At 73.2% G+C, this 14451-nt stretch carries 12 protein-coding genes and 1 pseudogene; 6 read left to right on the forward strand and 7 right to left on the reverse strand.

The window, feature by feature from the left end; translation table 11 throughout:
- Nucleotides 1-45: 45 nt before the first annotated feature.
- The gene (gene purE / locus D9R02_RS12335) at nt 46-549 is read right to left on the reverse strand and encodes a 5-(carboxyamino)imidazole ribonucleotide mutase (RefSeq protein ID WP_275439788.1); all 504 of its coding nucleotides are present in this window, start codon (nt 547-549) and stop codon (nt 46-48) included.
- Between the two features lie 90 nt (nt 550-639).
- A pseudogene (locus D9R02_RS09100) lies at nt 640-1770 on the reverse strand (5-(carboxyamino)imidazole ribonucleotide synthase); the annotation flags it as partial.
- Nucleotides 1771-2006: 236 nt separating this feature from the next.
- Between D9R02_RS09100 and D9R02_RS09105 the strand changes: the two are divergent.
- The gene (locus D9R02_RS09105) at nt 2007-2672 is read left to right on the forward strand and encodes a GtrA family protein (protein WP_019310162.1); all 666 of its coding nucleotides are present in this window, start codon (nt 2007-2009) and stop codon (nt 2670-2672) included.
- Here the strand turns inward: D9R02_RS09105 and D9R02_RS09110 are convergent.
- On the reverse strand, nt 2669-3385 hold the full coding sequence (locus D9R02_RS09110; protein WP_019310161.1) for a TIGR03089 family protein: 717 nt from the start codon (nt 3383-3385) through the stop codon (nt 2669-2671). The genes D9R02_RS09105 and D9R02_RS09110 overlap by 4 nt on opposite strands.
- Before the next feature lie 222 nt (nt 3386-3607).
- Here D9R02_RS09110 and D9R02_RS12340 point away from each other — a divergent pair, with 222 nt between their 5' ends.
- The 4 genes from D9R02_RS12340 to D9R02_RS09130 are packed head-to-tail and all read left to right on the forward strand — an operon-like array spanning nt 3608 to nt 6810.
- The gene (locus tag D9R02_RS12340) at nt 3608-4177 is read left to right on the forward strand and encodes a WhiB family transcriptional regulator (protein ID WP_019310160.1); all 570 of its coding nucleotides are present in this window, start codon (nt 3608-3610) and stop codon (nt 4175-4177) included.
- Nucleotides 4178-4182: 5 nt separating this feature from the next.
- Complete coding sequence (locus tag D9R02_RS12345) at nt 4183-4770, forward strand: DUF3499 family protein (protein WP_019310159.1); 588 nt, start codon at nt 4183-4185, stop codon at nt 4768-4770.
- A 58-nt stretch (nt 4771-4828) separates the two neighbouring features.
- Nucleotides 4829-6100, forward strand: coding sequence for a L,D-transpeptidase (locus tag D9R02_RS09125; RefSeq protein WP_121566791.1), 1272 nt, complete (start codon nt 4829-4831; stop codon nt 6098-6100).
- A 59-nt stretch (nt 6101-6159) separates the two neighbouring features.
- Nucleotides 6160-6810, forward strand: coding sequence for a TIGR01906 family membrane protein (locus D9R02_RS09130; RefSeq protein ID WP_246829051.1), 651 nt, complete (start codon nt 6160-6162; stop codon nt 6808-6810).
- Here D9R02_RS09130 and D9R02_RS09135 read toward each other — a convergent pair.
- Nucleotides 6794-8428, reverse strand: a complete 1635-nt coding sequence (locus D9R02_RS09135) for a dolichyl-phosphate-mannose--protein mannosyltransferase (RefSeq protein ID WP_019310156.1) — start codon at nt 8426-8428, stop codon at nt 6794-6796. The genes D9R02_RS09130 and D9R02_RS09135 overlap by 17 nt on opposite strands.
- Nucleotides 8429-8526: 98 nt before the next feature.
- On the opposite strand from D9R02_RS09135, the gene rsmI reads away from it, so the two are divergent.
- Nucleotides 8527-9447 (forward strand): 16S rRNA (cytidine(1402)-2'-O)-methyltransferase, encoded by a 921-nt coding sequence (gene rsmI / locus D9R02_RS09140; protein WP_019310155.1) that lies wholly within the window; start codon nt 8527-8529, stop codon nt 9445-9447.
- A 143-nt stretch (nt 9448-9590) separates the two neighbouring features.
- Here rsmI and D9R02_RS09145 read toward each other — a convergent pair whose 3' ends face one another.
- From D9R02_RS09145 to D9R02_RS09155, 3 genes are read right to left on the reverse strand one after another with little or no spacing between them, the layout of a single operon-like run.
- Complete coding sequence (locus D9R02_RS09145) at nt 9591-12068, reverse strand: transglutaminase TgpA family protein (protein ID WP_244246126.1); 2478 nt, start codon at nt 12066-12068, stop codon at nt 9591-9593.
- Nucleotides 12065-13450, reverse strand: coding sequence for a DUF58 domain-containing protein (locus D9R02_RS09150; protein ID WP_019310153.1), 1386 nt, complete (start codon nt 13448-13450; stop codon nt 12065-12067). Before D9R02_RS09150 ends, D9R02_RS09145 begins: the two co-directional genes overlap by 4 nt.
- 17 nt (nt 13451-13467) lie before the next feature.
- Entirely contained in the window at nt 13468-14418 is a 951-nt protein-coding gene (locus D9R02_RS09155; protein ID WP_019310152.1) for an AAA family ATPase, read from the reverse strand.
- Nucleotides 14419-14451 lie beyond the last annotated feature (33 nt).

Below are 14451 nucleotides of genomic sequence, written 5' to 3' on the forward strand. Positions count from 1 at the left end.
GCGGGACGGTGCCGGGGCGGCGTCGTCCGGCGGGGGCGCGGACGGTCAGGCGCCGGAGCCGACGCCGCGCGCCACCGTCTCGCGCAGGGCGGCGCCCTTGCGGTGCGCCGCCTCGGACAGCTCGCTGGCGAATTCCTGCAGCCGCCCGCGCAGCTCGGTCCCGGAGAGATCGGGGGAGGAGGCAAGGACGCGGGCCGCAAGCAGACCCGCGTTGCGCGCGCCGTCCACGGACACCGTGGCCACGGGAACGCCCGCGGGCATCTGCACGATGGAGAGCAGCGAGTCCATGCCGTCGAGGTTCTTGAGGGAGACCGGCACACCGATCACGGGCAGCGGCGTGACGGACGCGAGCATGCCCGGCAGGTGGGCCGCCCCGCCCGCGCCGGCGATGACCACACGCAGTCCGCGCTCGTGCGCGGTGCGCCCGTACTCGAGCATCTCGGTGGGCATGCGGTGCGCGGAGACCACGTCCGCCTCGTAGGGGATCCCGAGCTCCTCGAGCGCCTGCGCCGCGGCGGACATCGTGGCCCAGTCCGAGTCCGAGCCCATGACGAGACCCACGATCGGGGCCTCGGCCTGCGTTGCGGGAACGGCACCCCACGTGGTGGTGCGCCGGGGATTCACCGTCTCGGAGCCGTCGGCCTGCTCGCCGTCGCGGACGATCGCGGCGGCACGGGTGGCGACGGCGCGCAGCCGCTCGACCTCGTGGGTGCCTCCCACGGCGTTGACGTGCCCGATCTTGCGGCCGGGGCGCACGGACTTGCCGTACGTGTGGATCTTGGCGCGCGGCTCCGCGGCCATGGCGGCGGGGTAGGCCGAGAACAGGTCCTGGTTGCTCCCACCCAGCACGTTCTTCATGACAGCGGCGCCCGCCACGGGATCCGTGGCTCCCAGCGGCCAGTCCAGCACGGCGCGCAGGTGCTGCTCGAACTGGCCGGTCACGGCGCCGTCCATGCTCCAGTGCCCGGAGTTGTGCGGGCGCATGGCCAGCTCGTTGACGGCGAAGCCGGCGTCCGTGCCGGGCGTCTCGAACAGCTCCACGGCCATCACGCCGGTGACGCCGAGCTCGCGGGCCAGCAGCAGGGCCGCCTCCTGCGCGGCGGCGGCGACGCGCGGGTCCAGACCCGGAGCCGGGGCGATCACCTCGTTGCACACGCCGTCCACCTGGATGGACTCCACCACGGGCCACGCGCGGGTCTCGCCGGAGGGACGCCGGGCGACCATCGCGGAGAGCTCCCGGGAAAAGGGGACGGCCTCCTCCGCGAGCAGCCCCGCGCCGTCGGCCGCGCGGGCGCTGCGCTCGAACCACTCGGCGGCCGTTCCACGGGCGGCGGCCTCCGGGCCGTCCACGAGGAGCACCCCCTTGCCGTCGTAGCCGCCGCGCGGGGTCTTGAGCACCACGGGCCAGCCCGTGCTCTCGCCGAAGGCCACGAGGTCCTCGGACGTGTGGACCTCCGCCCAGCGCGGATTGGGAAGACCCAGCCGTTGCACGGCCTGGCGCATCACGAGCTTGTCCTGTGCGTGCACGAGCGCATCCGGGCCGGGACGCACGGCCACGCCCTCGGACTCGAGGGTGCGCAGGTGCTCGGTGGGCACGTGCTCGTGGTCGAAGGTGAGGACGTCCACGTCCGCCGCGAAGCGACGCAAAGACTCCAGATCGGTGTGGTCACCTGTGGGTGCACAGTGCACGGCAAGCACGGCGCTCGCGTCCGAGGACTCTGCGAGGACCCGCAGCTGCACTCCGAGAGCGGTGGCGGCGGGGGCCATCATGCGGGCCAGCTGACCGCCGCCCACGACGCCGATGACGGGACCGGTAACGGGAGAATTCACCGGCCCAGGATACCGTCACACGCCGCGCCCAGTCATGTCGGAGTAGGATGCAGACATTTACCGCAGAACGCCGAACGACCCCGTCCGGGGCCCGGCGGGTCCGTGGCGGCGCCCCCAAGGGGTAGCCGGGGCCAGGACCGTCCACCTTCCCCGAGTAGCAGATTGAGATCGAATCCTTGAACAACCTGGCTGACCGCGCTCACGCGCTGTGGGAACTGTTCGTCAAAGAGCTCACCAAGTTCGGACTGGTGGGTGCCGCGGCCTTCGGCATCAACGCCAGCCTGGTGTGGCTGCTCATGCACACGCCGCAGTTCTCCGACAGCCACATCAAGGCCAAGGTGGTGGCCACGGTGGTGGCCATCATCTTCTCGTGGGTGGCCAACCGGATGTGGACGTTCCGGGAGAAGCGCCAGGACGACAAGAAGAAGGAGCTCGTGCAGTTCCTCGTGGCCAACGGGATCGGCATGGCCATCGAGCTGGGCTGCCTCGGGGTGAGCTACTACGTCCTGGGGCTGACCTCCGCCACCGCGTCCTTCATCTCCGGCACGGTCATCGGCACCATCCTGGGCACGATCTTCCGCTACTTCGCCTACCGCTTCTGGGTCTTCCGCACGGAGCTGGACCAGGATCCGGACTTCGCGGACAGTGCGGACGAGGAGTTCGCGTTCATCACGAGCCAGATGCCCTTGGTCCACGACCACGGCACCCAGGGGCGCCGTGCGGACACCGCCCGCCGCGGGGACACGCCGGACGACGCCGCCGGGACGTCCCCGGCCTCCGGCTCCACGACCGAGCGCCCCACCCCCACACCCTCCGACGACGACATCCGTCGCGCGTCCTAGAGAGACACGGCGCGTTCCTGGTCCAGGACGTCAGCGGTCGCGTCCTCCGGGCGGGCCGTGATCAGCACGGAACCCCCCAGCACCACCGTGCCGAGCAGCGTGAGCAGCTCCGTGTCGCCCCACCCGTCGGCCAGGGGCAGGTGCACCGTTGCCGGGTGCTCGGCCATTCCGGACGGGGTGGCCGCGAGGGCCCGCGCCACGAGGTCGCCGTGCAGCACTGCGGATCCCAGGGCCTCGGCCGAGGGATCCGGGGCCTCGAACCCCGTGTAGACGTCCGGCATGGCGCGCACCTCGTCCGCGAAGTCCACGGCACCGTCCGGCAGGGGAGCGGCGCACGAGAAGGCCAGCGCGGGACCGGCCACCACGAGCAGCAGCTGCGCGGCGGCGTCATCGTCCGGGGCCGACTCCAGGTGGGCATGGACCACGGAGTCCGGTTCCGGCCGGTGCGTGAACTGCACTCGGGCCCCGGCGCGCAGGGCGGCGAGCGCGATCACCACGAGCCGCCAGTGCGGAACGGGGGAGACCGTGACCACGTCCGATGCGACCACGTCCAGCTCGTCCACGAGGAGGCCCGCGGCCTTCTCCACCCAGTTGACCAGCACGCGGCCCGACAGCTCGACGCGTTCGGGGCCGTCACGCCAGACCAGAGCGGGAGTGGGGCGCTCGGAGACCGTCATGAGCGCCTGGGCGAGGTCTCTCGGTGTGCGTCCCACGAAGAAACTCCTTAGGGTAAGTGACGGCGCCCCGGGTTCCCGGGCGGCGCGCCGGAAGAACCGGTCACCTCAGGGTACTCGGCTTGACCCCCCGGACTTACACGCGTGTAATTAGGGGGTCCACCCGGCCCCCGTGGGTGAACCCGATCACGGCGCACGGGCCGGGACAACCGGGCTGGTTGAGGGCACGAGACAGCGAACGCGTGGGACGGAAGGACTGACATGGGAGAGGCCGCACGCCGCCAGATCGACGGTCGCGAGGACTCCGGAACCGATGCGAGCGGGGGCACCGTCCCCGTGGACTGGTTCGTCGATCCCGTGGATCAGGCCCGTGGTGCCGCCGGGGTGACCACCCTGGACGACCTGGCCTCCGCCTTCCTGGCAGCCCACCCCGAGGCCGCCGGCGACGTGCTGCTGCGCTCCGACCGCAAGAAGCCCCGCGACGCCGAACCCCCCGCACCCGCTCCCCAGGACTTCAGCGGCATGGAGGTCCACGACGTCCAGAGCGTGGACGCCTCCGTGTGGCAGGCCGTGGCCGGTCTCTACTCCGTGAGCGAGGGCGATGCCGAGGGCGAGCTCGCGTGGCAGACGGACGCGCTGTGCGCCCAGACGGACCCCGAGGCGTTCTTCCCCGAGAAGGGCGGGTCCACCCGGGACGCCAAGCGCGTGTGCGAGGCGTGCCCCGTGAGCGGGCAGTGCCTCGACTACGCCATGACGAACGACGAGAAGTTCGGCATCTGGGGTGGGCTGTCCGAGCGAGAGCGGCGCCGGCTGCGCCGCCGGGGACGCTGAGTCCCGTGCCGGACGCCGCCGCACCTCGCCGCAGCTGCTCCAAGCTGACGTGCAACCGCGAAGCCGTGTGCACCCTCACCTACGTGTACTCCGACTCCACCGCCGTGATCGGGGCGCTCTCGGCGCGCCGCGAGCCCCACGCCTACGACCTCTGCCCCGCCCACGCCGACGCCCTGACCGCGCCCCGCGGCTGGCGCATCGTGCGCCTCGAGGCCCCGGGTGGCTGGAGCCGCGACGACCTCGACGACGTGGTCCAGGCCGTCAGCACCGACGAGCTCCCGCCCGCCCGCCGAGCGCCCGGCCGGGGCACCTCCCTCGGAGCGGCCCGACCAGCCCGGGGTGCCCGCGCGCTGCGGGACGTCTCCTACCGGGTCCCGCCGGCGCAGGACGCACCGGACGGCGCCCCCGGCACCTCGGCGGCCGACCGGGACGGGACCGAGGACGCGGGCCGCATCCGGTCCGCTCCCGGCAGCAGGTCCAGGGAGTATCCTGAACCGACGCAATCAGTTGCGAAGGCACATTCCCACCCTGCACCGCCCCGCTCCGTCGCGATGCCCGACGAGCTGCGCACGCCGCACTGGCGCCGTCCCTGACCGTTCGGCGCCCACCCGCGGCGCACGTGGGCCGGTGGATCCCCCTGTGAGGTTCTCCATGACGTCCTCGTCACCACGCCGCCCGTCCCCGGAGCAGGCCGGGCTCCGCGTCCGCGGGTCCCGCTCGTCCCGCGCTCTCGCCCTGTCCGCCCTGGGTCTCGTGGCGCTGCTGGGTCTCACCGCGTGCGGCGCGGGATCGGGGGACGACGCCGCCGCGCCCGGTTCATCGACGAGCGGCACCACGGCCTCGCAGCACGCGTCGGCCGCTCCCGAGGTCAGCGTGACCCCGGCGGCGGACACCGCGATGGTCAACCCCGTGGACCCGGTGGTCGTGACGGCGTCCGGTGGGGAGCTCACGGACGTGACCGTGACCGCGGCGGGCACCGGAGAGACCGCGAAGGGTTCCCTGGACGAGAACCACGGGGAGTGGCGCTCCACGGAGCCCCTGGCGTTCAACGAGAGCTACACCGTGTCCTACACCGCCCGCAACGGCGACCAGCAGCGCACGGGGCAGAGCGCCTTCACCACGGTGGACTCCGCGCACGAGGCGGACGTGAGCATGAACGTGAGGGACGGCGAGACCTACGGGGTGTGGCAGGTTCCCGAGTTCACCTTCTCCGAGCCGGTCACCAACAAGGCGGCCGTGGAGAAGGCCATCACCGTGGAGGGGGCCCACCAGAAGGGCCAGTTCCGCTGGTACTCGGACCAGAAGCTGCGCTTCCGTCCGGACAAGCCCTGGGCGCCCCACTCCACCGTGAAGGTCTCGGCGGACATCCTGGGCACGGACCTGGGCAACGGCATGATCGGCAACGGGAACAAGACCGTGACCTTCACCACCGGGGCCGAGCAGCGGGCCTACGTGGACAACACCACCAAGACCCTCGTGTCCTACGTGGACGGCAAGCAGACCGGCAGCTGGCCCGTGACCCTGGGCAACCCGGACTGGCCCTCCACCACGGGCAAGAAGGTCATCATCGAGCAGGCCAAGTCCTACGAGTTCAAGGCCTCCTCCCTGGACCTGAACCCCGGCGACCCGCACTACTACCCGCCGTTCGACGCCTCCAACGTGTCCCGGCTGACGTGGAGCGGGGAGTTCATCCACCAGGCCCTGCCCTCCGCGCTGCCGGTGCTCGGCGTGGCGAACGTCTCCCACGGCTGCGTGGGCATGCCCCCGGAGGGTGCGTCCTACATCTACGACGTCTTCCGGCCGGGGGACATGGTGGAGGTGGTCAACACCGAGTACCCGCAGGCGGACCCGGACGACGGCTACGGTGACTGGAACATCCCGTTCGAGCACTACGCGGACGAGAACTGGCACGGCAACTGGTGAGCGCGCCCGGTTCTTCCGCGGCCCCGGCCCGAGCACCCCGCCCCACGCCGCTGCAGCGCGTGCTCCAGGTGTTCCTGGGGCTCTCCCTGCCCGTCCTGTGGCTCGCGGTGGGCGTCCGCCTGGTGGCCACGCCCGCGTTCCTGTGGCTGGAGTACCACCGCCCGGGCTTCCCCGCCGACCCGTGGGGGATGGGTCTCAACGAGCGCATGACCTTCGGCTCGTACGGGCTGGACTACATCATGAACCTCGCGCCGTCCGAGTACCTGGGTGGCCTGGTGAGCCCCGAGGGCGGTCTGGCGTTCACCCCGTCCGAGGTCTCCCACATGACGGACGTGCAGCACGTCATGCAGTGGGGACTGCTGCTGGCCGCCGTGCTGCTGGTGCTCAGCGCGCTCGCGGGCTGGTACCTGCACCGCACGGCGCCGGGCACCGCCTCCGCCGCGTGGTTCTGGGGGGCCTGGCTCACCGTGGCCCTGCTCGTGGTTGCCGCGGCCACCGCTCTGCTGGGCTGGGAGCAGTTCTTCACGGCGTTCCACTCGCTGTTCTTCAGCTCCGGGACGTGGACGTTCAGCGTCACGGACACGCTGATCCGGCTCTACCCCACCCAGTTCTGGGTGGACGCCGCCGTGACCGTGGCCATCGTGGCCCTGGTGGGAGCGTTCACCACCGTGCTGGTCACCCGCCGCCGGGCCCTCAGATCCAGGAGCTGAACCACATCCGCCAGCGCCAGTGCTCGTAGGGGATGGTCTGGGCGGTCCACACGGGCCAGAAGAACACGAACAGCGCGGCCACCACGAGCAGGTAGACGAGTGTCACGGTGCGCCACCTGCGGGCCCACACGGGGGAGACCACCCGTTCCCGCTCCGCAGCCACCTCGGAGCCCGCCACCGCGCCGCCCCGTGGCACGCCCAGCCTGCCGGTGAGCACCCCCACCGCGCCGGCGATCAGCAGCGCCATGGCCGGGAAGTAGGACAGGGCGTAGAAGAAGAACATGGTGCGCTCGGGGTATAGGAACCACGGCAGGTAGCCGGCCGCGTAGACCCCCACGAGGGCCCCGAAGCGCCAGTCTCGGCGCACGATCCACAGCCACACCCCGAGCAGCACGGCGGCGATCCCCACCCACCAGATGGCGGGGTTGCCCACATTGAGGATCGCCTGGCTGCACGCGTCCACGGTGCAGCCGTCCGTGCCCGCGCCCGGTGACTCGTAGTAATAGGACGTGGGACGTCCCATGAACGGCCAGGTGGCCGGGCCCGCCATGTAGGTGTGCGGGGAGTCCAGGCCGGTGTGGAACGAGTACGCGGACACGTGGTACTCCCACAGGGAGCGCAGGGCCGGGGGCAGCCACTGCGGGCCCTCCCCGGGGTGCAGCTCGGCCCAGTGCCGGTCGTAGCCCGAGTCCGTGAGCAGCCACCCGGACCAGGTGACCACGTACGTCACGAGCCCCACGCCGATCATCGTGAGGAAGCCCCACGGGCCGTCCTTGAGCACCGCTCCCGTGAACCAGTGCCGGGCCCCGGCCACGCGGCGGGCGTTCATGTCCCACAGCACCACCAGGATCCCCAGGGCGGCAATGCTGAACAGGGCGTTCCACTTCACGGCGGCCGCCGCACCGCACGCCACGCCCGCGGCCACCCGCCACCAGCGCACCCCCAGCCACGGGCCCAGGGCGGAGCCGTTCCAGCGGGCGACCAGGCGGCGTCGGCCGTCGTCCCGGTCCAGCAGGGCGAAGACGAACGCGAGCAGCAGGAAGAACATGAGGAAGATGTCCAGCAGCGCCAGCCGGGACTCCACGAGGTGCAGCCCGTCCAGGGCCGTCACGAGCCCCGCGATCGTGGCCAGGGACACCGAGCGGAACAGCAGCCAGCCCGCCCACCAGACCAGGGCGATGGTCAGCGTGCCGAACAGCGCGGCGGAGAACCGCCAGCCGAACGGGTCGTCCGCGCCGAACAGCCACAGCCCGATCGCGATGAGCCACTTGCCCAGTGGCGGGTGCACCACGAAGGACGGCTGGTCCTCCACCGCGGGGATCATCCCCGAGACGAAGCCCTCGTCCGCGTTCTCCGGCCACTGCTGCTCCGTGCCGTGCAGCAGCAGCGAGTAGGCGTCCTTGAGGTAGTAGGTCTCGTCGAAGACCACGGCGTGCGGGGAGGACAGGCCCAAGAAGCGGACCACACCGCCCAGGACCGTGACAAGCAGCAGGGGAACCCACCACAGGTGCGGCAGCCGGGTCACGGCGGGCAGCAGCAGCTCGCCCAGCGAACGGTCGGAGCCGCGGACGGCCGGGGGGCCTGCGGGGGAGAGGGCAGTCGAGGGCACGCACCCCATGGTAGGGCGCGGACCCCGAGGGACCGCGCGGTGCGGCCGCGGCTGCGCGGACGGGGCGCCTGCGCGCCGCGACTGGACGGGGTTCGTAGAGTGGGACTGTGAATTCGCACGTATCGACCCCGTCACCCGGCAGCGACGAGCAGGCACCGACCGAGGACGGCCCCCGAGGGGGCGGCCCCGGCGCCGTGGTCGTCGTGGGCACCCCCATCGGCAACCTCTCGGACGCCTCCCAGCGACTGAAGGACGTGCTGCGCACCGCGGACGTCCTCGCCGTGGAGGACACCCGCACCCTGCACCGTCTCGCCACGGGGCTCGGCGTCACGGTGTCCGGGCGGATTGTCACGCACCACGAGCACAACGAGAACTCCCGCGCCGGCGAGCTGCTGGACGAGGTCCGGGCGGGGCGCACGGTCGCGGTGCTCTCGGACGCGGGCATGCCCACCGTCTCGGACCCGGGTTTCCCACTGGTCCGCGCCGCGGCGGAGGCGGAGCTGCCCGTCTCGGTGCTGCCCGGCCCGTCCGCCGTGCTCGCGGCGCTCGCCGTCTCCGGCCTGCCCACGGACCGCTTCACCTTCGAGGGGTTCCTGCCGCGCAAGACCGGGGAGCGCGCGGCCCACCTGTCCGCGCTCGCGCAGGAGCCCCGCACCATGGTCTTCTACGAGTCCCCGCACCGGCTCGCGGAGATGCTCACGGCGGTGCGCGACGCCCTCGGTGGGGACCGCCGCGCCGCGGTGTGCCGGGAGCTGACCAAGCTCCACGAGGAGGTGCTGCGGGACGACCTCGACGGGCTCGTCGCGTGGGCCATCGGGAACCAGGTGCGCGGCGAGATCGTGGTGGTGGTCCACGGTGCCGCGCCCGTGCCCGCGCCGGAGCCCGAGGACCTGGTGGGGGAGGTCGAGGCGCTCGTGGCCTCGCACGAGATCAAGCTCAAGGCCGCCGCGCGCCAGGTGGCCACGGACCGCGGCGTGAGCACCCGCCGGTTGTACGACGCCGTGATCGCCGCCCGGGGTCGCGCCTGAAACCCGCGGGAGCCCTCGCTCGCCGTCGGTTCTGAACCGCCGCAGACGTCCCGCCCGCGGTTGGGCCCGGGACGGGCCGGACGCTCCGCGCTGATGGACGACGCCGCCCGCCCGCTCCGGCGCGCGGGCGGCGTCGTGCGGTGTCAGCGGCGAGAGCCGCCGAACAGGGAGGGCGGCCACCACGTGGCCCGGAACCGCTGCCCGCGGGAGGCCCGGTGGCGGAACTCGTCCCGGATCCTCGCAAGGTCCTCCGGGGTGGCCCGGGGGCTCCACGAGGGGTCCGGTGCGCCGTAGCTCGCGCTCTCCAGGTCCGCCACCACGCGGTCCACGGACGGCTGCGCCGCGGGGATCCCCGCCGCGAGCCGGCCGGCCCGCGCCCGCGGGGTGTCCGAGACCCGGGAGGCCGCGCCGTGGTCCACGGCGAGTGCCCGGAACTCGTCCCACGCGGCGTTCGCCCGGCGCTGCGGGGTCAGCGAGGTGTCCTGCATCGCCCGGACCCGTGCCCGCCGACGCCGCCCGCGCAGCCACCGGGGCAGCGCCGCGAGCACGAGCAGCAGCGGGACCGCGATCGCGGCCGCGACGGCCCACCACGGCAGCGGCAGCCCTGCCGGCTGCTGCTCCCGCGGGGCGGGCTCGTCCGTGGCGCCGCTCTGATCGGGCTGCGGTGAGGCGGGCCCACTGGGCTGGTCGCTGGGAGCCTCGCTCGTGCTGGGCTCGGGCTGCGACGCGTCCGGCGCGGGGGAGGTGGCGGCGTCGCCCTGGTCCTGGGGGGTCTCCGGTGCCCAGCCGGGTGTGCTCGGGACGCCGGGGGTCGGCTCGAAGCGCACCCACCCCACGTTCTCGAAGTACAGCTCGGGCCAGGCGTGGGCGTCCCCGGTGCCCACCGCGAACGAGGTGCCGCCGTCCGCGGTGGCGGCCGTGGGGAGATAGCCCACGGCCACCCGGGCGGGGATTCCGACCTCGCGGGCCATCAGGGCCATGGCGGGAGCGAAGTGCCCCGAGTAGCCCGTGCGGGTGGACATGAACGTGTCCATGGAGCTCATCCCGCCGGCGTCGTAGCCCTGGGCCAGGGGAGCGTTGACGTCGTGCTGGAAGTCCCGGCGCAGGTGGTTCTGCAGCGCCAGGGCGCGGTCGTAGTCCGTGCCCGCTCCCTCCGTGAACTGCCGGGCGGCGTCCGAGAGGGACTGCGGACGGTCCGAGGGCAGCTTGAGGTACTCGGTCATCGTGGGGTCCGCAGACGCCGGTGGTGCCTGGCGCAGGGTCTCGGGGGTGGGCCGCGGCTGCACCGAGGTCACGGTGCAGCTCGCACCGGACATCCCGGTGGCCGCGCTGTGCACGGTGAGGTCCTGCGGGTTCCACGCCCATCCGTCCTCGCCCAGCCCGGCGATCTCTGCCGGGGCGTAGGGGGCGGGCAGCCAGTGCTCGTCGTAGTCCTCGAACGTGACCTTGGTGGTCACCTCCGTGCCGCCGGGCACGGCCTCGCGAGCCGCGCCGCCGAGCGCGGAGAGGTTCTCGTCCAGGCCGTCCGTGTCCGGGAACCACTCGTCCTGGGAGAAGTCCGAGAGGGTCAGCAGGCGCATGTACTGCGCCTGGCCGTCCGAGGTGGTGTAGCTGAAGCGCTGGGCGTCCTCCGCCGAGCGCAGGTCCTGGCCCACGGCGCGCAGCGGCCCCACGCCCGACGCGCGCCCGGACGTCAGCGAGCTGCCCTGGGGGAACGCCCCGTTGAAGAACCCCGGCATCACCGAGGGCACGAGCAGCACGACCGCGAGCACCCCCGCGACCACGAGCAGGGCGCGCGGCAGGCCACCCGGTGCCGGGGCGATCCGGCGGTCGCGGGTGGCACCCCAGATCCGGGATCCGGCCAGCAGGGCGAGCGCGGCGAGGGCGGCGGCCGCCAGGCCGAGCGTGCTGACACTGCCGGGCAGGGTCAGGGCGGGCACCAGCTGCAGCGTGAGGATTCCCACGCACGCCAGCCCCGCCATGCGCAGGCCCACCAGAACGGTCTCCATGAACACCGTGACCAGGCCCACCAGGGCGCACAGCACGAAGGACAGCCCCGGATCCTCGCCGTAGGGGGCGGCGTCGCGGGCCACGAAGTCACCCGAGGACTGCCAGAGCGAGGACGCCGCGGAGAAGGTCTCCCCGGTGGGCACGAACCCCAGCAGCGCGTGCTCGCCCAGGTGCACCACGGTCAGGGCGAGCAGCAGGGCCGCGAGGCCCAGCACGGTGACGAGCACCGAGGGCAGCCGCAGCCAGCGGGCGGCACCGGTCACCAGCAGCACGGTGACCACGGTGGCCGCCACGGGCAGCACCCACCACGTGCCGCTCAGGGCGTCGGCAAGGCCCACGCACCCCAGGGCGGTGCTCACGAGCAGCAGCAGCGACAGCTCCGGCACCCGCAGCCGGGGCGTCGCGCCCGGCCCACCGGTCGAGGTGGTGCGGGCCCCGCCAGCACGACGACTCCGCGGAGCGCCCCCCGCAGGGCCGGTACCGGCGCGGGCGTCGTCGTGGCGTGGTGCCCCGGCTGCGCCGTGCGGGGTGGGCGCACCGGGTGCGTTGTCCGCCGGGTGCGGCGTGCGGTCCCACGGCGTGCGGCGGGACGAAGGATCGGGGGAGCTCATGCGGTGGTCCTTCGGGGGGTGCGGCGCATCATCTCGTCCATGCCCAGCTGGGTGGTTCCCGGGGCGGGAGGACGGGGGGCCATCAGGGTGCCGCCGCCGCGCAGGGCCAGCCAGGCGGCGTCGACGTCGGTCCAGCAGCTCACGAGGACCACGGACCAGCCCGCGGCCTCGAACACGGCCGCGCCGGCGGGTCGGTTCAGCGGCGGGTCCACCACCATGACCACCGAGTTCGCCGGGCAGCCCGCGGTGGCCTGCACGTAGCGGCGGGCGGCCGCCTCGGACAGCCGGCCCGTGAAGAGCATCACGGGGTGGCTGAGTCCCTCGCGGTCGAGGCGCGCGGTCAAGGGGTCGTGCGCCGCCTCCGGCTCGGGGCGGGGCACGGGCGCCACCCGTGCCAGCCCGTGGACCACCTCGGTGGCCGTGGTGTCCGTGACCGCGGTGTCCCGCAGCTCGGCGCTCTCCGCGTCACCGCGCGGCAGGGCGCGGCCCTGGTCGTCCAGGGCGTGGACCACGGTCTCGCGGCGGGTCAGGTGCTCCAGCACGGAGGCGGTCGCGCGCACGGCCCACTCGAACTCCTCGGTGGACTCCAGGACCCCGGCCCGCACCGTGGCGCCGGGCCAGTGCGGCGCCACGCAGTCCAGGACCAGGACAGCCCGGCGCGTGCTGCGCGGATCCTCCTGGCGCACCATCAGCTCACCGTGCCTGGCCGACGCCGCCCAGTGCACCCGGCGCATCGGGTCACCGTGGCGGTACTCGCGCGTGGTCACGTTGTCCGGCCCCGGCTGGGGCTGCGCGCGGCGGGACGGATCGTTGCCCGTTTCCGGGACGATGGAGGCCCCGTGCTCGCTGAGGGGCTCGGGATCGGGCGCCACGTGCAGGGACGTGCGCTCGGCGACGTCCAGCAGCTCGGTCACCACCCCGAACGGATCGCTCACGCGCACCGTGGCGGGGCCCAGCTCGTGAACCCCCCGACGTCGCGGGCGCACCGTGTACGTCACGGGCGCGCCGGACACCGGGACCGAGAAGTCCTGGTCCGCGCCCAGCAGCGGGTCCACCGTCTCGTGGACGTCCACGGCGGCGCGCTCCGAGGAGGTGGACCCCGGGGTGCGCGCACGGGAGCCGAAGGCGGAGCGGCGTCGGATCCTCAGGGCCACCAGGGCGGCGTCGCCGAGCGTGACCAGGGCAGGGTCCACCGAGCGCTTGAGCAGCACCCGGGGCTTGACGAGCCACATGGCGAGCGAGGCCAGCAGCGGGACGCCGCCCAGGAAGAGGGACAGCGCCAGCACGTCCTTGCGTCCGAGCCACGTGGCCGCCGCGAGGCACAGCACCGCCGCGACCAGGAAGCACCACCCGCGCGGCGTGAACTTGGCGCGCGAGTCCACGCGAGAGGTGGTGGCCCTCATCGGGTCTGCGGGGCGTCTTCGGTGGGGACGCGGACGTCGTCGAGGATGCCGCGAACGATCTCCTGGGTGCTGTCCGCACCCGAGCGGCGCTCCAGGATGAGGCGGTGGGCGAGAACCGGAACCGTCACGTCCTTGACGTCGTCCGGCAGCACGTGGTTCCGACCCGCCAGGGCGGCGTGCGCGCGGGCGGCCGCCTGCAGCTGCAGGGCGGCGCGGGGGCTCGCCCCCAGGCGCAGGTGGGGGTGGGAGCGTGTGGCCTGGCACAGCGCCACGATGTAGCGGCGCACCGCGGTGGACACGTGCAGGGACGCCACGTGCTGCACGAGCAGGCGGGCTTGGTCCACGTCCAGCACGGGCTCCAGCCCGGCCAGGGGAGAGCCGGCACCGTGGTCCGAGAGCATGGCGACCTCCGCGTCCGCGTCCGGGTAGCCCATGGAGATCCGCGCCGTGAAACGGTCCCGCTGGGCCTCCGGCAGCGGGAACGTGCCGTCCATCTCCACGGGGTTCTGCGTGGCCACCACCATGAACGGGGACTGCAGCCGGTACGTGGTGCCGTCCGCGGTGACCTGACCCTCCGCCATGGCCTCCAGCAGGGCGGACTGGGTCTTGGCGGAGGCGCGGTTGATCTCGTCCCCGATCACGATGTTCGCGAACACCGGGCCCGGCTTGAACTCGAACTCCCGGCGCACCTGGTCGTAGACCGACACGCCGGTGATGTCCGTGGGCAGCAGGTCGGGTGTGAACTGGATGCGGCTCACCGAACCGCCGATCGCCCCCGCCAGCGTGCGCGCGAGCATGGTCTTGCCCACGCCCGGAACGTCCTCCACCAGCAGGTGGCCCCCGGCCAGCAGCACCGTCAGTGCGGTGCGGGTCTCGGCGGGCTTGCCGTCGATGACCGCGTTCATGCGGTCCAGGACGGCCTGGGTGTGGGCGGCGAAGTGTTCCATGTGTCCTCGTCTCACGGGCATGGGGGGCGGGGG

Source organism: Kocuria rhizophila, assembly GCF_003667225.1.
Classification (GTDB): domain Bacteria; phylum Actinomycetota; class Actinomycetes; order Actinomycetales; family Micrococcaceae; genus Kocuria; species Kocuria rhizophila.

Coding starts and splice junctions, on each gene's coding strand:
- purE (WP_275439788.1), bottom strand. CDS start 549: ATGGGCTCGGACTCGGACTGGGCCACGATGTCCGCCGCGGCGCAGGCG.
- D9R02_RS09125 (WP_121566791.1), top strand. CDS start 4,829: ATGACGTCCTCGTCACCACGCCGCCCGTCCCCGGAGCAGGCCGGGCTC.
- D9R02_RS12340 (WP_019310160.1), top strand. CDS start 3,608: ATGGGAGAGGCCGCACGCCGCCAGATCGACGGTCGCGAGGACTCCGGA.
- D9R02_RS09155 (WP_019310152.1), bottom strand. CDS start 14,418: ATGGAACACTTCGCCGCCCACACCCAGGCCGTCCTGGACCGCATGAAC.
- D9R02_RS09135 (WP_019310156.1), bottom strand. CDS start 8,428: ATGGGGTGCGTGCCCTCGACTGCCCTCTCCCCCGCAGGCCCCCCGGCC.
- D9R02_RS09145 (WP_244246126.1), bottom strand. CDS start 12,068: ATGAGCTCCCCCGATCCTTCGTCCCGCCGCACGCCGTGGGACCGCACG.